This window comes from uncultured Paenalcaligenes sp., assembly GCF_947630565.1.
GTDB lineage: Bacteria > Pseudomonadota > Gammaproteobacteria > Burkholderiales > Burkholderiaceae_B > Paenalcaligenes > Paenalcaligenes faecalis.
In genome coordinates, this window is sequence record NZ_CANRIC010000012.1 from 19,304 (window position 1) to 43,959 (window position 24,656).

Below are 24,656 nucleotides of genomic sequence, written 5' to 3' on the forward strand. Positions count from 1 at the left end.
TTGGAGTCCACCCCATGAAGCCCTATATTGTTGAACCTGATTTAAACGGCGAAGGCCTACATATTGGTATTGTCCGTGCTCGTTTTAACGAGGAAATCGGTCTAGCCCAACAAGACGCATGTATCGAAGAGTTAACTAAGCTTGGCGTTGATCCCCAAGATATTACCGTTTTTTCTGTACCTGGAGCCCTAGAGGTTGGTGTCACCATCATTCAAATGGCTGAAACCACCGAGTTTGATGCATTGATCGCTTTAGGTGCCGTAGTCCGTGGCGAAACCTATCACTTCGAAGTCGTTAGCAATGAAAGCGCCTCTGCGATTGCTCGTGTTTCGATTGGGACAGGTTTACCCATTGCCAACGGTATTTTAACGGTTGAAAACGAAGAACAAGCCCATGCACGAGCTGCAGAAAAAGGTCGTGATTGTGCTCAAGCTGCTGTAGAGATGGCAAACTTGCTCTCTTTGCTAGAGCCTAGCGATGAAGATTTCGATGACGAGGACGAAGATTTTGACGATGAGAACTGATTCTGTTGATTTTGAACAGGACGAATTGCTAGACGGTACACCTCGTCACCGTGCTCGTGGTTTTGCTCTGCAGGGTATTTATGCATGGTTGATTCGTGGTGCCGATGGCCTCCAAGAATCGGGTTCCATTGATGCACATATCCGTGGTGAAAATGGTTTTGAAAGCTGTGATATTGAATGGTATAAAACGATTTTGTTCGGTGTGATGCGTGACGCCTCTCCCTTACAAGAGCAATTTAAACCTTTTGTGGATCGTGGTCTTCAAGAACTATCACCTATAGAACATGCGGTTTTGTTGCTAGGTACATACGAATTAGTCAACCACACCGAGGTTCCTTACCGTGCGACAATCAACGAAGCCGTCGAGCTAGCCAAGTCGTTTGGTGGTACAGATGGTTTTAAATTTGTAAACGGTGTTTTAGACCGTGTGGCCGCTCAAGTTCGTCCCGCAGAGTTTAAAAAATATCAGGCAAAACGCGCTAAAAAACGCTCCTAACCCAGAGACGCCCATGTCAGCCCTAAACGAATTTGGTTTGATTCAACGTTTTTTTAATCAAGCTGCTCCAGAGGGCTATATAGGCGTAGGTGATGACTGCGCTGTTTTCTCAGTCCAACCCGGCTTTCAATTAGCAGTCAGTACTGACACGCTGATTGAAGGCCGTCATTTTTTCCCTGACGTAGACCCACATTCGCTAGGTCATAAGGCCTTAGCCGTGAATATCTCGGATTTAGCCGCAATGGGGGCAACACCTAAAGGTTGCGTATTAGCGCTAGCAGTGCCCTCAGTCGATGAGCCTTGGCTACGTGATTTTAGTGCGGGTTTTTTAGCTTTAGCCAAATCATCAGGCTGTCCCCTAATCGGGGGCGATACGACGCGGAATCCACATGGAATCGTGTTAACGGTTACGGTTTTTGGCGAAGTCCCTATTGTCCAAGCCTTGCGCCGTGATTTGGCACGCCCTGAAGATGATATTTGGGTGAGTGGGTCGTTAGGTGCGCCTGATTTAGCACTCCGCTATTTGTCTGGTACTTTGCCTATGGATACGGGGCGATTAGAACAGAGTCGGCCACTCTTAGAGCGGCCCCAGCCTCCTATCCATTTCGCTCCTGCCTTGCTTGGGCATGCTCATGCCGCTATTGATATTTCAGATGGCCTATTGCAAGACTTATCTCATCTTTTAAAGGCGAGTCATTGTGGTGCAACCCTGCAGTGGGCGGCTTTACCCGTTCACTCGGCATTACAAGGCGTAGATGAGTCAGTGCGCCAATCCGCTGTCTTAAGCGGTGGAGACGTATTCCAGCTCTGTTTTACTGCACCTGTCGCAGAGCGAGCTTATTTACTTGAAACTGCCGCAGCCCATCAGGTTATGCTTTCTCGCATCGGGACCATTACCGATAGTCCGGGGATTACGGTATTGGATGAAAATAAACAGGCATTGACACTTCCTGTGCAGGGTGGGTTTGACCACTTCCCTAACTCAATGACATTATGACTAAAAAAACAACGCTTCGTCCTAGCTTAGCTTGGGTTTATGCTAAGCCTTGGCGTGTTATCGCCTTTGGCATGGGCTCAGGGCTGATTTATCCGGGACCAGGTACATGGGGAACCTTATGGGGTTGGGGCGTTTGGCTGCTTCTGATGCAGACCTTGCCTTGGATTGCGACGGTGATTGTGTGCTTCGTCATCGGGGTATGGGCCTGTCAACGTAGTGGTGATGATATAGGCGTATCCGACCATGGTGGTATGGTATGGGATGAAGCCGTTGCTTTTTGGCTCGTGTTATGGCTATTACCCATGAACACTTGGTGGATGCAAGTGCTCGCTTTTGCTTTATTTAGGTTATTTGATATAACAAAGCCTATGCCTATTCGTTATTTTGATGCACAGTTAAGCGGCGGCTTTGGTGTCATGCTAGATGACATTCTTGCGGCTCTTTATAGTCTAGCCGTCTTATATGCAGTGGCTTACTTTATCTAAGAGGTGTTGTTATGGAGCCCACTTATAACTCTGCCGAAATCGCAGCCCAAAAACTGGGCACTGCGCTACTGAGGCACCAACTGGTCTTGTCTTGCGCTGAATCGTGTACCGGCGGGTTGCTTGGTGCAGCAATTACAGCAATTAGTGGATCAAGCCAATGGTTTGAGCGTGGTTATATTACCTATACCAACGAGGCTAAACAGCAAGACTTGCTCGTAAATGCGGAAACCTTAGACCGATTTGGTGCCGTCAGCGAACAAACAGCGATGGAAATGGCAATGGGGGTACTTACTAAAAGTGCAGCATCAGATATTGCGATTTCGACCACTGGTATTGCGGGGCCGACAGGGGCTACACCGGGGAAGCCAGTCGGCATGGTTTGCTTTGGGTTGGCACGTAGGGTTGGCGATGGCATGGTCACACATGCGTTTACAGAGGTTTTTCAGGGCAGTCGCCACGCCGTTCGCGAACAGGCCGTATTGTTTGCCTTGCAGCACGCACTGGATTTAATTGAGCCTAATTTGGCCCCGCCGCAGCCCACTATAGAGGATACGGCAGAGCAATCCATACCCATTAACTCAGGGTTGTTTAATGATTAACGGGCGGCATTAATCGCATCACGGGTTTCCTTGGCGACACGTGCAGCAGCCTCTTGCCAATCTGTACCGTTGCTCGCATAAAGAATGGCTCGTGATGAGTTAATCATCATGCCTGTGCCAATACTATTTAAACCGGCACGAACCGTCGCCGGAATATCGCCCCCTTGGGCCCCGATACCGGGAACAAGTAGTGGCATATCGCCGACTACAGCACGTACTTTTGCAATTTCTTCAGGAAAAGTAGCACCTACTACTAGGCCACATTGACCATAGGTATTCCATTTCTCTGAGACCAGTTTTGCAACATGCAAATAAAGCGGGGTGCCATTTTGTAGTGGCATAAATTGCAAGTCAGAACCACCTGGGTTAGATGTGCGGCAGAGAATAATGACGCCTTTTTCAGGCCACTCAAAATAGGGCTCTATGGAGTCCATCCCCATGTAGGGGTTAACTGTCACCGCGTCGGCACCATAGCGATCAAAAGCTTCAATGGCATATTGACGAGCTGTAGATCCAATATCACCACGCTTAGCGTCCAAGATGATAGGTAGTGCAGGGTAGTGCTGCTTGATATAGGTGCAGATACGCTCAAGCTGATCCTCGGCCCTAAGGGCAGCAAAATAAGCAATTTGAGGTTTAAATGCGCTGACATAGGGGGCACATGCATCCACAATGCCCGTGCAGAAATCATAAATGGGTTGGGTAGAGCCCTTTAGCTCATTAGGAAAGCGACTGATGTCAGGGTCTAACCCTAGGGTTAAGAGCGAGTTTTGATCTACCCAAGCGTGATGAAGTTGGTCTATAAATTTCATAATAAGCATTAAAAATAATCGATAGTACCTATTATACGTGCGCCCACGAAAAAGCCCCTGCAAAAAAGCAGGGGCTAATGCGCGTCATTTTTGCGCTGTGGTATTAACACAGCGCTGGTCGGTTAGGTTCTTAGAAACCCATACCGCCCATACCACCCATGCCGCCCATACCACCCATATCAGGCATACCGCCTTCAGGTTTGTCTTCGGCAATTTCAGCAACTGCAACTTCGGTTGTTAGCAATAAGCTAGCAACAGAGGCGGCATTTTGTAGTGCTGTGCGGGTTACTTTAGTTGGGTCTAGAACACCTTGCTCTACTAAGTCACCGTATTCGCCAGTCGCAGCGTTGTAACCGTAGTTACCTTCGCCTTGGGCGACTTCGTTAACTACAACACTGGCTTCTTCGCCAGCGTTGCTGACGATAGTGCGTAGAGGGGCTTCGATAGCACGTAGAACAAGCTTGATACCTGCTTCTTGGTCGATGTTATCTGCAGTTAGAGAAGCAACGGCTTTACGAGCACGGATTAGTGCTACGCCACCGCCAGGAACGATCCCTTCTTCTACAGCAGCACGAGTTGCGTGTAGCGCATCTTCTACGCGTGCTTTTTTCTCTTTCATTTCAACTTCAGTAGCTGCACCAACGCGAATTACAGCAACACCGCCAGCTAGTTTAGCTACACGCTCTTGCAGTTTTTCACGGTCGTAGTCAGAGGTGGCTTCTTCGATTTGAGCGCGAATTTGTTTAACGCGAGCTTCGATAGAAACATTATCACCGCTACCATCAATAATGATGGTGTTTTCTTTGCCTACTTCGACGCGAACAGCTTGACCTAAGTGGGTTACGTCAGCATTTTCTAAAGACATGCCTGTTTCTTCGGAAATCACTGTACCGTTTGTTAGGATAGCGATATCTTCCAACATGGCTTTACGACGATCGCCAAAACCAGGAGCTTTAACAGCAGTGGCTTTTAGGATACCGCGGATGTTGTTTACAACTAGGGTAGCAAGGGCTTCGCCTTCAACGTCTTCAGCAATGATCAACAAAGGACGACCGTCTTTAGCTACTTGCTCTAGGATAGGTAGCAAGTCACGGATGTTGCTGATTTTTTTGTCGAAAATCAAGATGTACGGGTTCTCTAGAACCGCAACTTGTTTTTCTGTGTTTGTGATGAAGTAAGGGGATAAGTAACCACGGTCAAACTGCATACCTTCAACAACGTCTAATTCGTTGTCCAGGGATTTACCGTCTTCGACAGTAATCACACCCTCTTTGCCTACTTTGTCCATGGCGTCAGCAATAATCTGACCAATGGAGGCATCGCTGTTAGCAGAGATAGAGCCAACTTGAGCGATTTCTTTTGTGGTGGTGCAAGGACGGGATAGTGTGCGTAGCTCATCAACTACTACAGCCACTGCTTTGTCGATACCACGTTTTAGATCCATTGGGTTGATGCCAGCGGCAACGTATTTCAAGCCTTCTTCGACGATAGCTTGAGCTAGAACGGTTGCAGTTGTTGTACCATCACCAGCGTTATCAGAAGTTCTGGAAGCCACTTCTTTAACGAGTTGAGCACCAATGTTTTCGAACTTGTCTTTAAGTTCGATTTCTTTAGCTACGGATACACCGTCTTTGGTTACGGTAGGAGCACCGAAAGAGCGATCTAAAACAACGTTACGACCTTTGGGGCCCATTGTTGTTTTAACAGCGTTAGCTAGAATGTTTACACCACGTACAATGCGTGTACGAGCATCATCACCAAAATATACTTGTTTTGCAGCCATGATAGGTAATTCCTTAATTCAGTAGCGTTAATATGTGGATAAGACTGTATTACTCGAAAACAGCGAGGATTTCTTCTTCGCGAATCACAAGTACTTCATCGCCGTCTACTTTGACGCTCTGACCGGCATATTTGCCGAACAATACTTTGTCGCCAACTTTTAGGTCTAAAGGTAGAACGGTGCCGTCATCGGAACGCTTGCCTGGGCCAACCGCTACTACTGTACCTTGATCAGGTTTTTCAGCAGCGCTTTCAGGGATAAAAATACCAGAGGCAGTTTGACGCTCATTGTCCAAACGTTTGACGATCACACGGTCGCCTAAAGGACGCAATTTCATAAGATGAACTCCTGTTCAAAAACAAGTTGGTCAAGATAAATTCGTTGAGTTAGGGGAGGTGTTAGCACTCTACCCCTCTGAGTGCTAATTATATAAGGGCGACTTTTGTAATTTCAAGGGGCGCTGACACAACAAATTGTTTTTAATCGCTTTTAATTCGCTTTAATTGAGCTTTGACATAGCAAAGTATAGTGCTAACCCTTAAAATGTAAGTGGTTGCATCGTTGCACTGCTTTTACTACAAGGAGTCATTGTGTCACAAATACCCGCTTCATTTGCTCAGTTAATAGAGCGCGCGCAACAGCAAGAACCGCGTCGTGTATGTGCTGTTGCGCATCCATGCGATGAGGTCTCTTTAGGTTGCGCCCTTGAGGCCGCAAAACTGGGCTTGTTCACTCCCATTCTTGTTGGACCTAAGGTACGCATCGAGGCCGTAGCAGCAGAACATGGCTACGACCTAGACGGTATTCAAATTATCAATACAGCACATAGTCATGCGTCTGCCGAGACAGCCGTATTACAGGTATTACGTGGTAATGCTCAGTTATTGATGAAAGGCAGTTTGCATACAGATGAGCTAATGCATGCTGTGATGACGGTAGAGGGTAAAGGGCTACGCACTGAGCGTCGTGTCAGTCATGTGTTTATTACGGATGTGCCTAGTTACGATGAGCTGCTTTTTATCACAGATGCAGCGATTAACATTGTGCCTAACTTAACGACTAAGGTCGATATTGTGCAAAATGCGGCAGATTTACACGTTGGCTTAGGCCTAGGTATTCCACGCGTTGCCATTTTATCCGCCGTAGAGTCCGTGACTGAAAAAATCCCAAGCACACTAGAGGCTGCGGCATTATGTAAGATGGCCGATCGAGGGCAAATTACAGATGTCATTATTGACGGGCCCTTAGCAATGGATAATGCGATTAGCTTAGAGGCCGCTCGTATTAAAGGGATTAAATCTGAAGTAGCAGGACGGGCTCAGATTTTGGTGGCTCCCGATCTAGAAGCCGGTAATATGCTGGCAAAAAACCTCACTTTTTTATCAGGTGCTGAGGCCGCAGGTATTGTTTTAGGTGCCCGAGTACCTATTATTCTAACTAGCCGTGCCGACTCTGCGACAGCGCGATTGGCCTCGTGTGCCGTAGCTGCTGTTTATGCGGATGCACTCATGAAAAAAAACGCCATTTTGGCTGCAGCGGCAGGGGAATAACATGAGTGAAAAATTAATTGTTATTAACGCGGGTAGCTCCAGCCTTAAATTTAACGTCTATCAGATACCCGATGCCGAAACCGTAGATGTGAATGATTTAAGCTATCTATATGGCGGGCAGGTTTCTGGGATCGGCACAGATATAGCGCATTTCAAGGTAAAAGGGGCATTAGGGCAGATACTCGAAGATCGTTCTACTACGTTTGATGAAACCAAAGACCTTCAAGCGGCTCAGGAACTATTGGCTAACTGGTTAACATTCCGTATGGATAAGCCTGCCATAGCGGTAGGACATCGCATTGTGCATGGTGGTTCTGACATGGATGATAGTGCGGTTATTGACGATCAGCTCTTGACCTACTTAGATGACTTGGCCCCATTGGCTCCATTGCATCAGCATAATAATTTGGCCCCAGTTCGTGTTATTCGTAAACACTGGCCTCAAATTTTACAGATTGCATGTGTGGATACGGCCTTCCACTGTCAGCAGGACCCGCTGTATAACCACTACGCCTTACCTTTGCGTTATTACGATCAGGGCGTGCGCCGTTATGGTTTCCATGGTTTGTCTTATCAGTATATTTCGGACTACCTAGAGCAACATTTACCTGAACTACATCAAGGACGTGTGATTGTGGCGCACTTGGGGTCAGGATCATCAGCGTGCATGATTCAAAATGGTAAAAGTGTAGTCAGTACAATGGGTTTCACGGCCTTAGATGGCTTACCCATGAGTACACGCCCAGGGCGTTTAGATGCTGGAGTCGTACTTTGGTGGATGCAGCAGCGTCAAAAAAATGCAGATGAGATTCAGGATCTTTTGTATAACCAGTCTGGTATGAAAGGGTTGTCGGGCATTAGCGGTGATATGCGCACCTTGCTAGCCAGCGAGGACCCTAATGCAAAATTAGCCGTCGATTATTACTGTTTTCGTACAGCAGAAAGCTTAGCCGGTTTATGTGTTCCAACCCAAGGGATGGATGGCATTGTCTTTACAGCAGGGGTTGGGGAGCATAGCCCTGAAATTCGAGCGCGTATTTGTCAGCACCTAGAATGGCTAGGGGTCAAACTAGACCCAGAGCTAAACGCACAAAGTGCACAAAAAATATCAACGGAAGACAGTGCTGTTTCAGTTTGGGTGATTCCTACAAACGAGGAATTAGTCATTGCCCGAGAAGCATTGCATCATTATTGTGCTTCCAAAGCAAAGGGTGCGTCAGAGTCATAACCCTGGGCAGGGCTTTTATTTGTCATAAAGCCCTGTTAACCTATATTAAGTAAATTGATCTATAGGTTTTACTCATTGTCTCATAGCTAAAAACTATCGATTCAATAAATTTAATCAATTTCACAAATTGATAGTGAATTCCTATAATGAAATCACTGTCACAAATTAACCAGAACGGGAGATAACTACGATGTCCTTAATCAATACACAGATCCTACCTTTTAAAGCCATGGCTTACCACAATGGTGAGTTCAAAGAGTACACCAACGAAAGCATTGCCGGAAAATGGTCTGTTTTTGTTTTCTACCCTGCTGACTTTACGTTTGTATGTCCAACAGAGCTAGAAGACTTAGCCGATAACTACGCTGAGTTCCAAAAATACGGCGTAGAGATTTTCTCCGTATCTACAGATACACATTTTGCTCATAAAGCATGGCATGACACCTCTGCTGCTATTGGTAAAGTGAACTACCCTATGTTGGCTGACCCAACTCATCAGTTGGCTCGTAACTTCCAAGTGCTAATCGAAGAAGAAGGTCTAGCACTTCGCGGTACATTTATTGTTAGCCCTGAAGGTCAAATCAAGACCATGGAAGTCCACGACAACGGTATTGGTCGTGATGCTAAAGAGTTGCTACGTAAAGTTAAAGCCGCTCAGTACATCGCTAAAAACCCTAACGAAGTATGTCCAGCTAAATGGGAAGAAGGTGCTAAAACGCTAGCTCCATCCCTAGATCTAGTAGGTAAAATCTAAGCGGGATTGCTTAGAGGCAAATGAATAACCCATTCGCCTCTACAGCGCCCGATTATATCGGGCGCTTTTTTTGCCCCTTACATTCCTCACTTCACTAAAAACTGCCTAAAAAGGAAGCCACCATTATGTTAGATGCAGGTTTAAAAACACAGCTTAAAGCGTACTTAGAAAATATCACGCAACCAATCGAGCTAATTGCGTCACTCGATGAGGGCGCTAAATCCAATGAATTACGCGAACTCTTAACTGAAATTGCGGAGCTTAGCCCAGCTAAAATTACATTTTTAGACAATGGTCAGAGCTCTCGTCAGCCCTCCTTTAAGATTCAGCGTGCAGGCAGTGATATTGCTGTGGAGTTTGCAGGGATTCCGTTGGGGCATGAGTTTACCTCTCTGGTGCTGGCATTACTTCAAGTGGGTGGTCATGCGATTAAAATGGATGAGATGGTCGCCAATCAAATTCGTAATTTGAATGAGGATTATGTATTTGAAACGTACTACTCCTTGAGCTGCCAGAACTGCCCAGATGTAGTCCAAGCCTTGAACGCAATGTCGGTGCTCAATCCACGTATCAAACACACTTCGATTGATGGTGCGTTGTTTCAGGATGAAGTCAAACAGCGCGAAGTCATGTCTGTACCTGCCGTTTTTCTAAACGGTGAAGAATTCCACTATGGCCGAGCCAATGCCGAGGAGTTACTCGCTAAACTGGGTACAGGTGATAGCGAAGAGCAAATTGCAGCCTTAAATGAAAAAGAGCCCTATGACGTATTAGTCGTAGGTGGTGGCCCCGCAGGAGCTGCTGCCGCTATTTATGCAGCGCGTAAAGGGATTCGTACGGGTGTGGTCGCTGAACGTTTCGGCGGTCAGGTATTGGATACGATGTCCATTGAAAACTACATCTCTGTACGCGAAACCGATGGCCCTTCTTTTGCCGGAGCGCTAGAGGCGCATGTACGTGATTATGATGTGGATATCATGAACGTACAGCGTGCCGAAGAGCTGATTCCAGGCAAAGAAATCCAGTTGAAACTGGCAAATGGGGCTACGCTAAAGACGAAATCTCTTATCTTGGCAACGGGGGCTCGTTGGCGTGAACTAGGAGTGCCTGGAGAGGCTGATTACCGTAACAAAGGGGTAGCCTATTGCCCACATTGTGACGGCCCACTTTATAAAGGCAAAGATGTTGCCGTTATTGGTGGTGGTAACTCTGGGGTAGAGGCCGCAATTGATTTAGCGGGCTTAGTGAATCACGTAACGCTATTAGAGTTTGGTGAAGCCTTGCGTGCTGATGAAGTGTTACAGCGCAAATTGCATAGTCTTCCTAATGTTACTGTGATTAAAATGGCGCAGACTACAGAGGTTATCGGTGATGGCTCTAAGGTAACAGCATTACGTTACACAGACCGCACTAGCCAAGAAACCAAAGACATCCCTTTAGATGGTATTTTTGTACAGATTGGTTTGGTGCCAAACAATGAATGGTTAGGCGATGTAGTTAAGCGCTCCAAACACGGAGAAATCGAGATTGATGTACGGGGTCAAACCTCTATCCCGGGTGTGTTTGCCGCAGGTGACGCAACCACAGTACCTTATAAGCAAATTATTATTGCTGCCGGTCAGGGAGCAACAGCAGCGCTAAGTGCCTTTGATTATTTAATTCGTACTTCAGTAGAATAGTCGCTTTAGTCTGTGCTTTTGGCAGGGCTTTCGATTATCAAGCCCACCTCTTCATAGGGGTGGGCTTTTTGTTTTTTAAATTCTCGTGATTGGGGATGGGGGATTAGAGTACTATTTATCTTTTTGCTAAATGGGTGCGGAGTGTTCGAGAGCATTGGGGTTATTAATTTAGGAACCTACTTGGTAGGCGCGTTGTTTGTGATTTTATTGCCTGGGCCTAATTCCCTCTTCGTGCTTGCGAGTGCAGCGGCTAAAGGTGTAAAAATAGGCTATCAAGCAGCAGCAGGTATCTTGGTCGGTGATACGATTTTGATCACATTAACCGCAGCAGGTGCAGGTACGTTGTTGCAGGCTATGCCTATTTTGTTTTACGGCTTACGCGCTGTGGGGGCGGGGTATTTGTTTTATTTAGGGGCTAGGATGCTATGGTTTCTCTATAAACCCGCAATGAGCAGCCCTGATCCTCAGCATCTAGAAACAGAGGTCAAACATAAAAGCTATTTTAGTAAGGCGGTCGTGCTGAGCCTACTTAATCCCAAAGCGATTCTGTTCTTACTCTCATTTTTTGTGCAGTTTGTAGATCCGACCCAAGGCCATCCATGGTTAGCTTTTATGGTGCTTGGTGGTTTTTTACAACTCTTTAGCTTTTTGTATTTATCCACCCTTATTTTTGGTGGAACCCATTTAGCAGCAAGTTTCAGGCGTCATCGTCGCCTTGCTGTATTTTGTAACATAGCCGTGGCGATTTTATTTATTGCTTTTGCCGCACGCATGGCTTTTGGTGTAGCCTAGAATTTCGACGTTTATGTTTTAAAGGAAAAATGATGAGTGCAACAATCCGTATTGGCATTGCTGGTTATGGTAACTTGGGCAGGGGTGTAGAGTTGGCGATAGGCCAAAACCCAGACATGGAGTTAGTCGCTGTATTCAGCCGCCGAAAACCTGAAAGTGTACAGTTACAGTCTGCCAACATACCGATTTATGCGCTAGATCAAATCGAGCAACATAAAGATGATATTGATGTGTTGATCTTATGTGGTGGCTCTAAAGATGATTTGCCAGAGCAAGGTCCGCATTTGGCGCAGTGGTTCAATACCATTGATAGCTTTGATACGCATGCGGCTATTCCAGCCTATTTTGCTGCCGTTGATGCCGTCGCTCAAAAAAATCAACATACGAATATTATTGCTGTGGGTTGGGACCCCGGCTTATTTTCTATCAATCGCTTAATGGGTGAAAGTGTATTACCTGCGGGTGAGACTTATACTTTTTGGGGCAAGGGACTTAGCCAAGGCCACTCGGATGCTGTGCGTAGAGTCGAAGGGGTTAAGGCAGGGGTTCAATACACTCTTCCTATCGAAGAGGCAGTGAATCGTGTCCGTAATGGGGATCTTCCCACTTTATCAACCCGAGAAAAACATCGTCGCGAATGCTTTATTGTTCTAGAGGATGGGGCAGATGAGGCCGTAGTCCGAGACACGATCATTACGATGCCAAATTATTTTGCAGATTATGACACCACTGTGCATGTGATCTCTATGGATGAGCTTGAACGTGATCATGGTGCGATGCCCCATGGTGGCTTTGTGATTCGTAGTGGTACTTCGGGTAATGGCACCAAACAAACAGTGGAGTACTCATTAGCGTTAGGCAGCAATCCAGAGTTTACCTCTAGCGTTCTTGTGGCTTATGCTCGGGCGGCTCATCGATTGGCTCAGCAGGGGCAGTTTGGGGCTAAAACTGTTTTTGATGTGGCCCCGGGGTTAATTTCACCTAAATCCGCTGCTGATTTGCGTAAAGAACTCTTGTAAATCTAGCTATACGTTGTATTGATTTGCTAATACGCCATGCTCTTTTTTTGAGCATGGCGTATTTTTTATCGGACCTCAAGCGTATTCTTGTCGTTCTAGCAAGCGTTGGCCGTGACGCCACCAGCGTAACGTTAATAGAACCGCAACTACACTTAGACCAGCTACAAAGCCAATCCAAATACCGATGCCCTCTAGGTCTAGACCAAAGGCTAAAAATGCCCCAATGGGTACGCCTAACCCCCAGTAACCCAGTAGCGCCAACAACATAGGGGTGCGAGTGTCATACAGTCCACGAAGCATCCCCGCTGCGACGGCTTGAGCGCCATCAGCTAATTGAAATAGGGCCGCAAAGAATAAGAACTGGACGGCTGTAATAATGACGGCGCGGTTTTCTGGAGCAGAGGCATCAATAAATTGATGAATTAAGATCTCTGGCTGCCACCACATAACGCCTGCCGCAATTGCCATAAAACCGACACCGAGCACATAGGAGATCCAGCCAGCTTGTACCGCATCTTTAGGGCTAGCTCTCCCCATAGCTAATCCGACTCGTATCGTAGCGACCTGCCCAAAGCCCAGGGGAATCATGTAGGTGACGGAGCTAATTTGCATGGCGATGGCATGTGCTGCTAGGGACGTATCCCCTATGCTACCCATCATTAATACCGCGGCATAAAACACTAGAGTTTCTAGTGTAAAGGTAATGGCGATAGGGATACCGAGTTTCCACATGCCTATTAAGCGTTGGGTATTCCATTGCCAAAAATTCATAAAAATTTGATAGCGATGGAAAAGCGGGTGTTTAAATGTTAATACCACCATACCCACGAACATCAGTAAATTAGTTAGGGTGGTGGCAAGACCTGCCCCCGCAATTCCCATTGTGGGCAGTCCCCAGTGTCCAAAAATAAAAAGCCACGCAAATAAGGCATTGATGCAAATACCTGCAATCGCAATGATTAAGGTCCAAAGGGGTTTTTCCAAGGCTGCAAAAAAAGACCGAATGACGATATAACCTAAATACGGTAATAATGACCATTGCACTGTTCGTACATATTGAATGGCATGTTCAATCGTATCTGGGTTTTGCCCTAAGGCAATCCATACCGCGTCGGCATGCCATAAGGCAAACCAAAAAGGGATGCAAACAAGAAATGCAGTAAGAAAACCGTGTCGAATAATTTGTTGAACTTCACGTACATTACTGCGTTTTTTACCAATTGTTGTTGCCAGCATAGGAATAGTCGCGGACACCAAACCTAAACTAAAAATCATAAAAGCATGGTAGAAACTGGCGGATAATGAACCAGCGGCTAACTCTGTTTTACCAAGGCGACCAATGAAAATTAAATTGGTAGTTAATAAGGCAACCTGTGCTAAATTGGTTAAAATCAACGGAGAACCTAGCTTAATAGAGGCTTTTAACTCATTAATAAAGCTAGTGCGTAATGCTGTTTGGTTCATATAATAATAGTGCTTAAAAAAAACGCGTAGGTGGTGCGGATACCACCTTATTTATAGTACCGCTTTTCTATTAATGATTGGTTGCTCGACGTTAAAACACATCAGACCACCTGTGCGTCTGTTAGCCATGCTATTGATGCTGGCGGTGTTGTTGCGCGCATTAATTCCTGCGGGCTATATGCCCAATACAGATAAGGTTGGTAATGGCCCGGCCTTAACTATGTGTGTGGTAGGGCTTACAGGCCCAACAGTGATATATCTGGATTTAGGGCTAGATGGCTCTCATGATCCACATATAGATCACCCTTTATTAGATTGTGTTTTTGGCGCTGCGCTTAGTTTTTTAGGTCTGAATACCAATACGCCCACATTGGTGCTAGGACTCTTACTACTGCCCCTAATCTTGCGGCGGAACTCTCCCTCTGTTCTGCGCCGTTGCCATTTTTTAGGGGCGCCTTTAGGGGCCAGAGGGCCACCTGTTAAATCCTAGTTTTATTTTATTGATCTGTATTTACGACTTATCTCAAAACTTAGGATTTACAATGCGAATTTTTACTTTATCCGCTGCTTTAAGCTTGTCTGCTTTTTCATTAACCGCGGCGGCGCATGATCATCATCACGGCCACCATGGGCATCACGATGTGACCGACTATAGCGCTCAGTTTGCCGAGGCAAAAACCACTACTCAAGTCCGAGCAGAGCAATGTTGGGTACGTTTGTTACCAGAGCATGTGCCTTCTGCTGGATACTTCGTGCTGCATAATGACGGGGATCAAGCAATGAATTTACTTGCTGCGATTTCACCCAGTTATGACGATGTTATGTTGCACGAGACCATCGAGCAAGATGGGATGGCTAAAATGGTTATGGCCGAGAAAATGGAGATCCCCGCCAAAGGGACACTAGAGTTCAAGCCCGGTGGGTTGCATGCCATGTTCGAAAAACCTGTAGCTAAATTACAGGTAGGAGATCGCATGCAAGTCGAATTACTTTTTGATCATGCTCAAAAAATCAGCATGGATTGCAAAGTCAATCCAGCGAATGCCAGACAGTTTGAATAGTGTAATCAGCGTTAAATAGCGAATAAAACCGTCGTTACCTTTTTTTGATTTCTATCATGAAATCAGACGAATTGGTAATGGCGGTTTTTTAATGATGAATGAACTCAAGGACGGCACGATTAAAGGCCTTTGGGTTAGCCAGATTCATGCCGTGTGAGGCATTATTAATGATGGCATGGTTGGCATGAGGCAAGAGCGTTAATAGCCGTGCCACGCTCTGTTGATAACGTGTAGGACTGAGTGCCCCGCTTATCAAGAGCAAAGGTAGCTCACGCAGTTGCTCCAGCTGAACGGTACTAATTGCGGGTAGGTTTTCTCTGCTTTGAGCTATTAACGTGTGGGCATTGTCCTCTACCATTGTTTTAAACCAGCCCACCATTTGTTGCCATGTATTTTCACCACTAACTGCATTAATAAATAAACGTAGGCCGGACTCGTCTTGACCCTCAGCCATAAGACTCGCCGCTTGGGCGAGCACAGGGAGCGCGGGAGGAGGACTATCAATAGGAAAAGCGGGGTCTGCAAGAATTAATCCGTCAATATTGCCGTATGTCAGCACATACTGGGCAGCGACAAAAGCCCCTCTAGAATGCCCTAGGACATAGACTTTTTGCCCTGACTGCCGTTTTTGTTGAATTACATCAGCAATAGCGGCAATTTGGTTCTGTAAATCAAACTCATAGGCCGTTGAGCTAGGATTGTTGGGCCAATAGCCCGGTAGGCTAATCGTGACAACATGGGCTGCCGCGTGCAGTTTACTGATTTGCCAACGCCAGTAACGCAAGTCACACAAGGAACCATGTACTAAGATCAGCAAATCGCCCGTACCTTGCTCTGCATAAAAGGTAGCACTCTGACTATGAATAGGCAGAGTGCTGTGGATAGGCTGCTGAATTAACTCGTTAAACACAGTTTATTGTAGAAGTTGTAAGCGGCTACGGGCTGTTTCTGCAGCGGCAGACTGTGGGTAATCCTTAGCAATACGCTGTAGTGTTTTTTGTGCTGATGCTAAATCATTCATTTCTACTTGGCTGGAGGCGATTACCATTAACGCATCTGCCGCACGCTCACCAGAAGGGTTGCTAGTCACTAAGCTCTGTAGTTTTTGAATGGCTGCGGAAAAACGTTTAGAAGCATAAAGACTGCTGCCTTCATAAAAACGGACTTCATCGATCTGAGAGCTACTCGGGTACGCTTCAATAAAGGTACCAAACCCACTCGCTGCTTCTTGGTATTGACCATTACGATACAAATCCATAGCGGCCTCATAGGCAGCTTGCTCTTGGGGATCTGCGATCAGCGTTGAGCTTTGTTCTGATTGTTGGGCTTGGCTATTTTGCCACCCTAAGGTTTCTACCTTGCCTCGTAGTTGCGCAATCTCTTGGCGCATCATTTCAATTTGATCTGCTAATAGTAATTTAGCGTGTTGGTTCTGTTCAGTGATTTGACGTATTTGCTGACGCAACTCAAGAATAGCTCGACGAGCCTCATCATCTGCAAAAGCATAAGAAGGTAGGGCGGTGCTTGCTAATATGGCTGCGCCCGTAAATAGGGCAAAACGGTGACGCCAAGACTGACTAAATACGCTCATGATGAATCCTTGTAGAAAAAACGCCGCAGCGAGTCATCGCTACGGCGTCAATTTATCATACTTTAGCGTAATTAACGCTGGTAGTTGATGTCTGCACGGCGGTTCTCAGCGTAATCAGCCTCGGTATTGCCCATTGATTTTGGACGTTCTTTACCAAAACTGATGGCTTCGATCTGGCTTGCATTAACACCCATAAGTGTCATTGTGCGAGCAACAGCTTCGGAGCGACGTTGGCCAAGGGCTAAGTTGTACTCAGCACCACCACGAGCATCAGCGTGACCTTCGACGCGGATAGTTTGTTGGGGCTGATTGCGCAAGTAGTTAGAATGCATCTCTACGGTATTGCGGTATTGTTCAGCTACAACATAGCTATCAAAGTCGAAGTAGATCGAACGCTGCTGGGCTAGAGGGCTTTGAGGGTTAAACGGATCCATAATCATGCCAGTGCTTGGATCAGTCATGCCACCATTGCCGGTACCTGCGCCTGAAGCAGAATCGTCTAGGGGTACAGAACTACATGCGGCTAAAGCTAAAGCCAAAGATGCTACAGTAAAGCCTTTAAAAATGCGCGAGCTCATTAGCGTTCCTTTAAAAAAGAGTCACACAGAAAGTTAGTTTGTAAATGGTCCCCAAGTCGGTTCACGAACTTTGCCGTTTAAGGACGACAGGGTTTGACGGACTCGTCCATCTACTGATGTCACCGCGAGCACACTGCGCCCACCTTGTACAGAGCTATATAAAACTTGCATTCCGTTAGGAGCAAAGCTGGGTGATTGATCGTCGGGACCTGTTGTTAGAAGCTGTTCATTTCCTGTGTGCATATCTTGGAGAGCGACGCGGTAAGCGCCATTCCTACGAGTTACATAGACAAGACTATTACCATCCGGAGCTACCTCTGGTGAGATATTGTAACTTCCGTTAAAAGTAATACGACGAGCTTCACCACCATTTAGGTCGACTTTATAGATTTGGGGATTGCCACCACGATCGCTTGTGAAAACCAAAGAACCACCATCTGGAGAGTAGGTGGGCTCTGTGTCAATCAGTGGTGAACGCATGACTCGACGCAAGCCTGAACCATCTGCATTGATGGTGTAGATTTGCGAGATGCCATCACGTGAAAGCACCACGGCTAGTTGGTTTCCGCTTGGGGCCCAGGTTGGAGCACTGTTGTTTCCTTTGAAGTTGGCAACAGGTTCTCGTTTGCCTGTAGCAAGGGTCTGGACGTAGACCACAGGCTTGTCAGTTTCGAAGCTAACATAGGCAAGTTTAGATCCATCTGGGGACCAAGAAGGCGAAATAATGGAGCTCTTAGAGCGTAGCATTACTTGTGGATTTTGACCGTCAGCATCTGCAATTTGTAACTCATGTGTGTCGCCCATTTGCAACACATACGCGATTCGTGTTGAAAAAACACCACGTACACCCGTGATTTTTTCATAAATACGATCGGCGATACGGTGTGATAGGCGGCGTAATTCTTTTTCACTGCCAGCAAAGGCAATACCATCCATTTCAACACGATTTACGGCGTCAACTAAGCGGTAGGTAATATTGTATTGCCCACCTGATTGCGTGACGGAGCCATAAGCCATGTAATCAGCGCCACGATTGCGCCAGCTCTCATGATCGATGGCACTGTCTGCGTTCAGGTTCGCACCTGTCGCGTTTATCAATTGAAATTGGCCGGAACGGCTTAAGTCTGCACGAATAATTTCGGCAATGGGCTGGGCAGCTGGATTGTTGGCAAAATCAGCCACCGCAATAGGGTATTGGGTAGCACCCACACCAGAAATATCGACACGCAGTTGAGCTTGTACGCTTTGGCTACACAACATAACGGTAGCAAAGGCCGCAGCCAATACACCCGCACCACGTAATGGACGTTTGGCGCGAGTCGCTTTAGCAGCGGAAATAGTTGCAGTCATTATGGCAATCTCCTGTTTAATCATACATACGGTACTCGCCATCAATATACGATGGGTAGCGGCCATTGGTTGGTTTTGGGAAAGGCGAGCATTTGGCTATCCCTTTTTGTACCGCATCGTCAAATAGTGCAATACCTGAAGAGCGAGTGATGCGTACATTACGCACAGAGCCATCAGGATTTAGGTCTACACGATATTGTAATGCAGGGTTGTTGCTTCCGTTACGAGGTGGTGTGTTGTAAACGACACGAGGACGTACACAAGCACGGACTTTAGCACCATAGCCATCATTCCCGCCGCTACCGCCTACTTGATTACGGTTGGCAGTACCTCCGGGGGCGCCAGCGACTTCTTGGCCAGCACCAAGCATGGCTGCACGGAAAGCATCCTCACGGGCTTTTTTCTCGGCCTCTGCCTTAGTAGCTGCCGCAGCTCTGGCTTTACGCTCAGCGTCTTCTTTAGCCTTTTTCTCGGCATCCTCTTTGGCTTTGCGCTCGGCGTCTTCACGGGCTTTTTTCTCCGCATCCGCTCTGGCTTTACGATCAGCTTCTTCTTTAGCCTTTTTCTCGGCGTCCTCTTTGGCTTTACGTTCAGCGTCTTCTCGGGCTTTTTTCTCTGCCTCGAGCTTTTCTTTTCGCTCTGCTTCTTGTTTTTCTTTACGTGCTTTTTCTAAGGCAATTTCCGGGTCCTCTGTAGGAGGGGGAGTTACCTTAGGTGGGGGTGGAGGCTCAGCTTTTGGGGTTGGCTCTGGCTCAGGCTCAGGCTTTACTGGAGCAGCAACTTCAGGCTCAGGCGTTGGCTCAGGCTCGGCTTCGGGTTCCTCTGCAGGAACAGGCTCATCCATATTTTCAGCAACTGCCATTTCGCCTTCTGCCCAAAGTTCAATTTGAACGGGGTTGGGGGACTTAGGCGCCGTAATGAAGCCAAGTAGCAAAAGCAAGACGAGCGCGACGTGTAAAGCAATGGCATACATCAATCCACGACGCTGCTCACGTTGCTCGGGCGTCATTACCTCATTCTGATCGTGGCGATTAAATAAACTCATGCGTGCTTAACAATTAATTGTCTGCTTTTTGGTTAACCAAAAAACCTAAGCGGGTAAAACCATTGCCTCGAAGCTGATCCATGATATCCATGACAGACGCATAGGGAACCTCACCGTCAGCAGCAATGACCACTGGGTTTTGATTGAGAGCGAGTGAGCGGACTTCAGCAATTAAACTTTCAGGGTTAATTGTTTGAAATTGAGCATCACCTTCGCGTAATCGAATGGCCATCTGGCCTTCTTTGTCAATTTGAACTTCGATAGGGGCTGCAGGGACTTCAGAGGCTTGGCCTACGGTAGGTAGGTCAATCAGCCCCGAAGTAATCATGGGGGCTGTCACCATAAAAATCACTAGTAACACCAACATGACGTCGATATAAGGCACGACGTTGATTTCGTTTTTTAAACGACGGCTATTGCGTCTAGAGTTACCGCGTAACGAGGACATGGCTTATACCTGGCGTTGCAAGATGTTGAGAAACTCATCAACAAAACTTTCAAAGCGTGTTGCGATACGATCCACTTCATTGGTGAAGCGGTTATAAGCAACCACCGCAGGAATCGCTGCAAATAGACCAATAGCCGTAGCGATTAGGGCTTCTGCAATCCCTGGAGCAACAGAGGCTAATGTTGCTGATTGAGCCCCAGATAGACCAATAAAAGCATGCATAATTCCCCATACCGTACCAAGTAGGCCAATGTAGGGGCTGACAGAGCCTGCTGAGGCGAGAAAGTTGAGTCTAGATTCCAGTTGGTCGAGTTCTCGCTGGAATGTGGCGCGCATTGCCCGACGAGGACCATCGAGCAGAGCCTCTCCTTTTTGATTGGAGCGACGTGCCTTAATGAATTCCGACATACCGGACTCAAAAATGCGAGCTAGTGCACCATTTTCATCACGTCTGGATGCGATGGATTGTTGCAACATAGTTAGGTCTCCCCCCGTCCAGAAGTCATCTTCAAAACGACTTGTTTGTGCGAGAGTGCGCTTTAACGCGGCGCGTTTGCTAAATATATAGCTCCACGACACGATAGATATACCAACAAGGATTAACATCACGAGTTGTACGGGGATACTGGCCTCTAAAAGGAGGCGGATTAGCGATAGGTCGCTGCTTGCTTGCATGGTCAATCCTGAGCGTTTTCCAAAATTGATCGAAGGTTGGAGTTAATTTTAGCGGCACGCATCGTGTTGGCATCAACACTTACTACCACAATAGAGCTTTGGCACAATAAATCATCGTCGCGCCAGGCTTCTTGAGCAAAATGTACTGAAGCCCCTCCTATATGGGTGATTCGACTATGAATATCAAGTAAATCATCTAGCTTGGCTGATTTTATGTACTCAATATCTGCTCGTTTCACCACAAAGAGTTGCTGTTCGGATTGCGCCATCTGGGATTGATGAATGCCAAGGCGGCGTAGCCATTCCGTACGAGCGCGTTCAAAAAACTTAAGATAATTAGCGTAAAAAACGATACCACCTGCATCGGTGTCTTCGTAATATACGCGAATCTGAAGCTGATTAGCATTTTGACTCATTTCAGTTGGCATGTCTTTGTAAATAATGTGAAGAAATGCAGTCGGCCTGTTAATGGTTAAGTAACGGGCCACTGTGATTTTTACCTATTCTTACAGGTGTTGTAGGGCCTGATTAAGATAGTCGCAGGCGTCAGAGGTAGTCACTTTTTCATTATGACCATCACGACGATTTTGAATCTCTACGACACCCTCTTTTAAGCCTCGATCACCAACAGTGACGCGTAAAGGTACTCCAATGAGTTCCCAGTCGGCGAACATCACACCCGGGCGCACATCGCGATCATCGAGAATAACATCAACACCTTTGGCTTTTAACTCGGTATACAACGCCGTCGCAGCCTGTTGGACAGTTTCACTTTTGTGCCAATTTAACGCACAAATAACGACTTCAAAAGGAGCCAAGGCACGAGGCCAAATGATTCCTTTGTTATCGTGATTTTGCTCAACGGCAGCCGCCGCAATACGACTTACACCAATACCATAACAACCCATTTGAATAAGAGCTGGCTTACCATCTGTATCTAAATAAGTGGCTTGTAGTTTTTTTGAGTAAGTATCACCCAAAAAGAAAACATGACCGACCTCAATGCCTCGCTGTATGGCGAGTGTGCCAGTGCCGGTAGGGTCAGGGTCACCCGCAACCACATTGCGTAAATCAGCAACGTGGGCTTCGGGTAGATCTCGATTCCAGTTAACACCACTAAAGTGGAAACCGGCTTCGTTTGCCCCACAGATGAAATCACTCATATTAGCAACGGTACTATCCGCGATAATAGCGACTTTATCAGATAGGCCTACTGGGCCTAAGTAGCCTGGAATACAACCAAAATGTGACGTGATTTCTTCTTCGGTTGCTAAACGATACCCATGTTCAAATCCAGCAAGCTTGCCGACTTTGACTTCATTGAGCTCATGGTCACCACGAATTAAAAGTAGCCAGATTTTGACGTCAGTTTGATCTTGATGAGGATCCGTTGCTAGGACTACCGCCTTAACTGTATCGCTCAGTGGACGATTCAATTGTTCTGCTACAAGCTCACACTTAATCGCATTCGGTGTAGATATTTTTTCTAATTGAGCTTGAGGTGCTTGACGCTCTGCAATTAAGCAGGGAGCTTGTGCTAGTTCGATGTTAGCCGCGTAGTCTGAGTCAGGGTTGTAGACGATCTCATCCTCTCCTGTATCGGCAATGACTTGGAACTCGTGACTACGTGAACCACCAATAGAGCCGGTATCGGCTGCCACGGCTCGGAAAGTCAAACCTAAACGCTCAAAAATCCGCATATAGGCCGCATACATAATGTCGTAGCTCTTTTGTGCTGATTCCTCATCACGATCAAAGGAGTAAGCATCTTTCATGGTGAACTCACGGCCACGCATTAATCCAAATCGAGGGCGGCGCTCATCACGAAACTTAGTTTGAATGTGATAGAAGTTGACCGGTAATTGGCGCCAGCTATGAATTTCATTACGCACAATGTCTGTAACGACTTCTTCAGATGTGGGCTGCAGAACAAAGTCGCGTTGATGGCGATCTTTTATTCGTAGTAATTCGGCACCATATTCATCCCAGCGGCCTGTTTCTTGCCAAAGTTCAGCAGGCTGAACCACTGGCATAAGCAGTTCTAGTGCGCCAGAGTTATCCATTTCTTCGCGTACGATCTGTTCAATTTTCCGTAGTACCTTCAGGCCCAAAGGCATATAGGTATAAACGCCGCCAGCAATACGGCGAATCATGCCTGCTCGAGTCATGAGTTGATGGCTGGCAATTTCGGCTTCAGCGGGAGCTTCTTTTAGTGTGTTTATATGATAGTGGCTTGCATGCATGGTATGGAACTCAACTGGTACGTATAATCTAACTAATTATATTGAAATTATAGAGGTGGCCTATGTTAGATCGAGAAGGCTACCGTCCAAATGTAGGGATCATTCTTGTAAATCGCAAGAACGAGGTGTTCTGGGGTAAACGTATTAGGGAACATGCTTGGCAATTTCCTCAAGGCGGAATCCGACAAGGTGAAAGTCCTGTACAGGCTATGTATCGAGAACTTCACGAAGAGGTCGGCTTATTACCTGAACATGTTCACATTTTAGGACGGACTCGAGACTGGTTGCGTTATAACGTTCCCAATCATTTTGTACGGCGCGAGTCTCGCGGCCATTATAAAGGGCAAAAGCAAATTTGGTTTTTGCTTCGTATGGTCGGTAGAGATAGCGACGTCAGTCTACGCGCAACATCAGCTCCAGAGTTTGATGCGTGGCGTTGGAGTGATTATTGGGTGCCGTTAGATGCCGTAATTGATTTTAAACGAGAAGTCTATTTTCAGGCACTGAATGAATTATCTGTGCACATATTCAGACACCGCCAAGAAACTCGTTTTTTACGTCAACGCAGTTATGCGACTCAGCGCTTGCATCATAAAGACATTAACTTAACACCTAATAACTAGGAAATCATAGCCCTATGCGACGACATAGGGTTATGATGGTTATGTTTTATTTATTTACCCACTATTGGGTTCACCACTTACGATATTGCCTATGCTGCAGGATCTTGATCAATTAGCCAATCGCATTAGTCGTTTGGTGTCATACTCAGAGCGTCTCAAAACCGAACGCTCAGAACTCTTATCGCGTGTAAAATTACTCGAACAAGAGCGAACTACACTACGTGACCAGTTGGGTTCGCAACAGGCCGAGTATGCCAATATGGCTGAAATAGTCACCAGACATCAGCAAGACATGGAAACCGCACGACGTATGGCCGAAGAGGCTCAAGAGTCACTTTATGCAGAACTCATTCAACAGCAAGATGAGCTAAATAGTCTTAAAAACCGTCTGCAGCAAAGTGAATCTAAAGCGCATGTTTTAGAACGGGCTGCCACAGAGGCGCGCGATCATGTCGCACACCTCTTAGCACGTTTACCAGGTGGTGATGTGATTCAGCCTACGAACAACACGCAGGATTAATTATGGAACGTTTAGATATTAGCTTGCTTGGGCGTGAATACATGTTGGCGTGTCCGCCTTCAGAAAAAACCAAACTACTTGACGCTGTTCATCATGTGGATCAACACATGGAGCGCATTAAGGAGGCAGGGCGTACCAGCGGTAACGAACGTATTGCTGTAATGGCTGCCATTCAAATTGCAGTTGAACTATTGTCTATGAAAGCGCCTGATGGCCCCATGAGTAATGTTGCTTTAGGTGATTTCAAGCGTAAAATGGATGATATGCATAAATTAATGGATACGGTCTTAGGTCCGGCTGATAATTTAAATCGCTAATGAATTCTTACAGCATCTGTTAA

At 46.5% G+C, this 24,656-nt stretch carries 29 protein-coding genes; 16 read left to right on the forward strand and 13 right to left on the reverse strand.

All coding sequences use genetic code 11. The features are described 5' to 3' along the window. The first annotated feature begins 14 nt into the window (after nt 1–14). Genes ribH through Q0Z62_RS04150 form a run of 5 tightly spaced genes read left to right on the forward strand, consistent with a single transcriptional unit; the run spans nt 15 to nt 3,101 of the window. Complete coding sequence (ribH, locus tag Q0Z62_RS04130; RefSeq protein ID WP_269901332.1) at nt 15–524, forward strand: 6,7-dimethyl-8-ribityllumazine synthase; 510 nt, start codon at nt 15–17, stop codon at nt 522–524. Next, nucleotides 514–1,020: a transcription antitermination factor NusB gene (gene nusB / locus Q0Z62_RS04135; RefSeq protein WP_269901333.1), complete on the forward strand. Its 507-nt coding sequence runs from the start codon at nt 514–516 to the stop codon at nt 1,018–1,020. Before ribH ends, nusB begins: the two co-directional genes overlap by 11 nt. A 13-nt stretch (nt 1,021–1,033) precedes the next feature. Next, entirely contained in the window at nt 1,034–2,017 is a 984-nt protein-coding gene (thiL, locus tag Q0Z62_RS04140) for a thiamine-phosphate kinase (RefSeq protein WP_298051194.1), read from the forward strand. Then, entirely contained in the window at nt 2,014–2,502 is a 489-nt protein-coding gene (locus Q0Z62_RS04145; protein WP_298051197.1) for a phosphatidylglycerophosphatase A, read from the forward strand. Before thiL ends, Q0Z62_RS04145 begins: the two co-directional genes overlap by 4 nt. 11 nt (nt 2,503–2,513) lie before the next feature. After that, complete coding sequence (locus tag Q0Z62_RS04150) at nt 2,514–3,101, forward strand: CinA family protein (protein WP_298051200.1); 588 nt, start codon at nt 2,514–2,516, stop codon at nt 3,099–3,101. On the opposite strand, the gene pyrF is transcribed toward Q0Z62_RS04150, so the two are convergent. The 3 genes from pyrF to Q0Z62_RS04165 all read right to left on the reverse strand — a co-directional run bounded on the left by pyrF (nt 3,098) and on the right by Q0Z62_RS04165 (nt 6,033). Further along, a complete protein-coding gene (gene pyrF, locus Q0Z62_RS04155) occupies nt 3,098–3,913 on the reverse strand; it encodes an orotidine-5'-phosphate decarboxylase (protein ID WP_298051204.1) in 816 nt (271 codons plus the stop codon). The genes Q0Z62_RS04150 and pyrF overlap by 4 nt on opposite strands. Nucleotides 3,914–4,043: 130 nt before the next feature. Next, complete coding sequence (gene groL, locus Q0Z62_RS04160; protein ID WP_298051207.1) at nt 4,044–5,696, reverse strand: chaperonin GroEL; 1,653 nt, start codon at nt 5,694–5,696, stop codon at nt 4,044–4,046. 49 nt (nt 5,697–5,745) lie between these two features. Continuing rightward, nucleotides 5,746–6,033, reverse strand: coding sequence for a co-chaperone GroES (locus Q0Z62_RS04165; RefSeq protein WP_298051211.1), 288 nt, complete (start codon nt 6,031–6,033; stop codon nt 5,746–5,748). A 262-nt stretch (nt 6,034–6,295) separates the two neighbouring features. Between Q0Z62_RS04165 and Q0Z62_RS04170 the strand changes: the two genes are divergently transcribed. The 6 genes from Q0Z62_RS04170 (at nt 6,296) to Q0Z62_RS04195 (ending at nt 12,718) form a co-directional block, all read left to right on the forward strand. Beyond that, nucleotides 6,296–7,246 carry a phosphate acetyltransferase gene (locus tag Q0Z62_RS04170; RefSeq protein ID WP_298051252.1) on the forward strand — a complete coding sequence of 317 codons (951 nt, stop codon included), beginning with the start codon at nt 6,296–6,298 and terminating at the stop codon, nt 7,244–7,246. Nucleotide 7,247: 1 nt separating this feature from the next. Next, nucleotides 7,248–8,474 (forward strand): acetate/propionate family kinase, encoded by a 1,227-nt coding sequence (locus tag Q0Z62_RS04175; RefSeq protein ID WP_298051214.1) that lies wholly within the window; start codon nt 7,248–7,250, stop codon nt 8,472–8,474. A gap of 190 nt (nt 8,475–8,664) precedes the next feature. Beyond that, complete coding sequence (gene ahpC, locus Q0Z62_RS04180) at nt 8,665–9,228, forward strand: alkyl hydroperoxide reductase subunit C (protein ID WP_269901341.1); 564 nt, start codon at nt 8,665–8,667, stop codon at nt 9,226–9,228. 125 nt (nt 9,229–9,353) lie between these two features. After that, nucleotides 9,354–10,907: an alkyl hydroperoxide reductase subunit F gene (gene ahpF, locus Q0Z62_RS04185; RefSeq protein WP_298051219.1), complete on the forward strand. Its 1,554-nt coding sequence runs from the start codon at nt 9,354–9,356 to the stop codon at nt 10,905–10,907. A gap of 141 nt (nt 10,908–11,048) precedes the next feature. Continuing rightward, nucleotides 11,049–11,699 carry a leucine efflux protein LeuE gene (leuE, locus tag Q0Z62_RS04190; RefSeq protein ID WP_298051221.1) on the forward strand — a complete coding sequence of 217 codons (651 nt, stop codon included), beginning with the start codon at nt 11,049–11,051 and terminating at the stop codon, nt 11,697–11,699. Nucleotides 11,700–11,731: 32 nt separating this feature from the next. Further along, nucleotides 11,732–12,718, forward strand: coding sequence for a diaminopimelate dehydrogenase (locus tag Q0Z62_RS04195; RefSeq protein WP_269902243.1), 987 nt, complete (start codon nt 11,732–11,734; stop codon nt 12,716–12,718). Nucleotides 12,719–12,793: 75 nt separating this feature from the next. Here the strand turns inward: Q0Z62_RS04195 and Q0Z62_RS04200 are convergent, their stop codons facing one another. Then, a complete protein-coding gene (locus Q0Z62_RS04200) occupies nt 12,794–14,182 on the reverse strand; it encodes an MATE family efflux transporter (RefSeq protein ID WP_298051223.1) in 1,389 nt (462 codons plus the stop codon). Nucleotides 14,183–14,294: 112 nt separating this feature from the next. Between Q0Z62_RS04200 and Q0Z62_RS04205 the strand changes: the two genes are divergently transcribed. Next, nucleotides 14,295–14,672: a hypothetical protein gene (locus Q0Z62_RS04205; protein WP_269901345.1), complete on the forward strand. Its 378-nt coding sequence runs from the start codon at nt 14,295–14,297 to the stop codon at nt 14,670–14,672. 52 nt (nt 14,673–14,724) lie between these two features. Then, nucleotides 14,725–15,243: a copper chaperone PCu(A)C gene (locus Q0Z62_RS04210; RefSeq protein ID WP_298051226.1), complete on the forward strand. Its 519-nt coding sequence runs from the start codon at nt 14,725–14,727 to the stop codon at nt 15,241–15,243. Between the two features lie 88 nt (nt 15,244–15,331). Here Q0Z62_RS04210 and Q0Z62_RS04215 read toward each other — a convergent pair whose 3' ends face one another. From Q0Z62_RS04215 to Q0Z62_RS04255, 9 genes are all read right to left on the reverse strand, one after another. Continuing rightward, nucleotides 15,332–16,153, reverse strand: coding sequence for an alpha/beta hydrolase (locus Q0Z62_RS04215; RefSeq protein ID WP_298051229.1), 822 nt, complete (start codon nt 16,151–16,153; stop codon nt 15,332–15,334). Nucleotides 16,154–16,156: 3 nt separating this feature from the next. Then, nucleotides 16,157–16,834, reverse strand: a complete 678-nt coding sequence (ybgF, locus tag Q0Z62_RS04220) for a tol-pal system protein YbgF (RefSeq protein ID WP_298051232.1) — start codon at nt 16,832–16,834, stop codon at nt 16,157–16,159. Nucleotides 16,835–16,905: 71 nt separating this feature from the next. After that, complete coding sequence (gene pal, locus Q0Z62_RS04225; protein ID WP_298051234.1) at nt 16,906–17,412, reverse strand: peptidoglycan-associated lipoprotein Pal; 507 nt, start codon at nt 17,410–17,412, stop codon at nt 16,906–16,908. 33 nt (nt 17,413–17,445) lie between these two features. After that, nucleotides 17,446–18,672: a Tol-Pal system beta propeller repeat protein TolB gene (tolB, locus tag Q0Z62_RS04230; protein ID WP_269902244.1), complete on the reverse strand. Its 1,227-nt coding sequence runs from the start codon at nt 18,670–18,672 to the stop codon at nt 17,446–17,448. A gap of 106 nt (nt 18,673–18,778) precedes the next feature. Beyond that, nucleotides 18,779–19,807: a cell envelope integrity protein TolA gene (gene tolA, locus Q0Z62_RS04235; RefSeq protein WP_298051236.1), complete on the reverse strand. Its 1,029-nt coding sequence runs from the start codon at nt 19,805–19,807 to the stop codon at nt 18,779–18,781. A gap of 13 nt (nt 19,808–19,820) precedes the next feature. Next, nucleotides 19,821–20,255, reverse strand: a complete 435-nt coding sequence (locus Q0Z62_RS04240; RefSeq protein WP_269901351.1) for an ExbD/TolR family protein — start codon at nt 20,253–20,255, stop codon at nt 19,821–19,823. 3 nt (nt 20,256–20,258) lie between these two features. Beyond that, a complete protein-coding gene (gene tolQ, locus Q0Z62_RS04245; RefSeq protein WP_269901352.1) occupies nt 20,259–20,930 on the reverse strand; it encodes a protein TolQ in 672 nt (223 codons plus the stop codon). A 2-nt stretch (nt 20,931–20,932) separates the two neighbouring features. Continuing rightward, entirely contained in the window at nt 20,933–21,346 is a 414-nt protein-coding gene (ybgC, locus tag Q0Z62_RS04250; protein ID WP_298051242.1) for a tol-pal system-associated acyl-CoA thioesterase, read from the reverse strand. A gap of 90 nt (nt 21,347–21,436) precedes the next feature. Then, complete coding sequence (locus Q0Z62_RS04255) at nt 21,437–23,173, reverse strand: proline--tRNA ligase (RefSeq protein WP_298051245.1); 1,737 nt, start codon at nt 23,171–23,173, stop codon at nt 21,437–21,439. A 62-nt stretch (nt 23,174–23,235) separates the two neighbouring features. On the opposite strand from Q0Z62_RS04255, the gene Q0Z62_RS04260 reads away from it, so the two are divergent. The 3 genes from Q0Z62_RS04260 to Q0Z62_RS04270 all read left to right on the forward strand — a co-directional run bounded on the left by Q0Z62_RS04260 (nt 23,236) and on the right by Q0Z62_RS04270 (nt 24,633). After that, nucleotides 23,236–23,796 carry an RNA pyrophosphohydrolase gene (locus tag Q0Z62_RS04260; protein ID WP_269901355.1) on the forward strand — a complete coding sequence of 187 codons (561 nt, stop codon included), beginning with the start codon at nt 23,236–23,238 and terminating at the stop codon, nt 23,794–23,796. 91 nt (nt 23,797–23,887) lie between these two features. Next, entirely contained in the window at nt 23,888–24,316 is a 429-nt protein-coding gene (locus Q0Z62_RS04265; RefSeq protein WP_269901356.1) for a hypothetical protein, read from the forward strand. Nucleotides 24,317–24,318: 2 nt separating this feature from the next. Further along, the gene (locus Q0Z62_RS04270; RefSeq protein WP_298051249.1) at nt 24,319–24,633 is read left to right on the forward strand and encodes a cell division protein ZapA; all 315 of its coding nucleotides are present in this window, start codon (nt 24,319–24,321) and stop codon (nt 24,631–24,633) included. Nucleotides 24,634–24,656: the final 23 nt, after the last annotated feature.

Coding starts and splice junctions, on each gene's coding strand:
- Q0Z62_RS04145 (WP_298051197.1), top strand. CDS start 2,014: ATGACTAAAAAAACAACGCTTCGTCCTAGCTTAGCTTGGGTTTATGCT.
- Q0Z62_RS04195 (WP_269902243.1), top strand. CDS start 11,732: ATGAGTGCAACAATCCGTATTGGCATTGCTGGTTATGGTAACTTGGGC.
- ribH (WP_269901332.1), top strand. CDS start 15: ATGAAGCCCTATATTGTTGAACCTGATTTAAACGGCGAAGGCCTACAT.
- Q0Z62_RS04240 (WP_269901351.1), bottom strand. CDS start 20,255: ATGTCCTCGTTACGCGGTAACTCTAGACGCAATAGCCGTCGTTTAAAA.
- Q0Z62_RS04265 (WP_269901356.1), top strand. CDS start 23,888: ATGCTGCAGGATCTTGATCAATTAGCCAATCGCATTAGTCGTTTGGTG.
- Q0Z62_RS04270 (WP_298051249.1), top strand. CDS start 24,319: ATGGAACGTTTAGATATTAGCTTGCTTGGGCGTGAATACATGTTGGCG.
- Q0Z62_RS04175 (WP_298051214.1), top strand. CDS start 7,248: ATGAGTGAAAAATTAATTGTTATTAACGCGGGTAGCTCCAGCCTTAAA.
- pyrF (WP_298051204.1), bottom strand. CDS start 3,913: ATGAAATTTATAGACCAACTTCATCACGCTTGGGTAGATCAAAACTCG.
- Q0Z62_RS04210 (WP_298051226.1), top strand. CDS start 14,725: ATGCGAATTTTTACTTTATCCGCTGCTTTAAGCTTGTCTGCTTTTTCA.
- ybgC (WP_298051242.1), bottom strand. CDS start 21,346: ATGAGTCAAAATGCTAATCAGCTTCAGATTCGCGTATATTACGAAGAC.
- Q0Z62_RS04165 (WP_298051211.1), bottom strand. CDS start 6,033: ATGAAATTGCGTCCTTTAGGCGACCGTGTGATCGTCAAACGTTTGGAC.
- nusB (WP_269901333.1), top strand. CDS start 514: ATGAGAACTGATTCTGTTGATTTTGAACAGGACGAATTGCTAGACGGT.
- Q0Z62_RS04260 (WP_269901355.1), top strand. CDS start 23,236: ATGTTAGATCGAGAAGGCTACCGTCCAAATGTAGGGATCATTCTTGTA.
- pal (WP_298051234.1), bottom strand. CDS start 17,412: ATGAGCTCGCGCATTTTTAAAGGCTTTACTGTAGCATCTTTGGCTTTA.
- ahpF (WP_298051219.1), top strand. CDS start 9,354: ATGTTAGATGCAGGTTTAAAAACACAGCTTAAAGCGTACTTAGAAAAT.
- ybgF (WP_298051232.1), bottom strand. CDS start 16,834: ATGAGCGTATTTAGTCAGTCTTGGCGTCACCGTTTTGCCCTATTTACG.
- tolB (WP_269902244.1), bottom strand. CDS start 18,672: ATGTTGTGTAGCCAAAGCGTACAAGCTCAACTGCGTGTCGATATTTCT.
- tolQ (WP_269901352.1), bottom strand. CDS start 20,930: ATGCAAGCAAGCAGCGACCTATCGCTAATCCGCCTCCTTTTAGAGGCC.
- Q0Z62_RS04200 (WP_298051223.1), bottom strand. CDS start 14,182: ATGAACCAAACAGCATTACGCACTAGCTTTATTAATGAGTTAAAAGCC.
- groL (WP_298051207.1), bottom strand. CDS start 5,696: ATGGCTGCAAAACAAGTATATTTTGGTGATGATGCTCGTACACGCATT.
- Q0Z62_RS04150 (WP_298051200.1), top strand. CDS start 2,514: ATGGAGCCCACTTATAACTCTGCCGAAATCGCAGCCCAAAAACTGGGC.
- tolA (WP_298051236.1), bottom strand. CDS start 19,807: ATGAGTTTATTTAATCGCCACGATCAGAATGAGGTAATGACGCCCGAG.
- Q0Z62_RS04255 (WP_298051245.1), bottom strand. CDS start 23,173: ATGCATGCAAGCCACTATCATATAAACACACTAAAAGAAGCTCCCGCT.
- ahpC (WP_269901341.1), top strand. CDS start 8,665: ATGTCCTTAATCAATACACAGATCCTACCTTTTAAAGCCATGGCTTAC.
- thiL (WP_298051194.1), top strand. CDS start 1,034: ATGTCAGCCCTAAACGAATTTGGTTTGATTCAACGTTTTTTTAATCAA.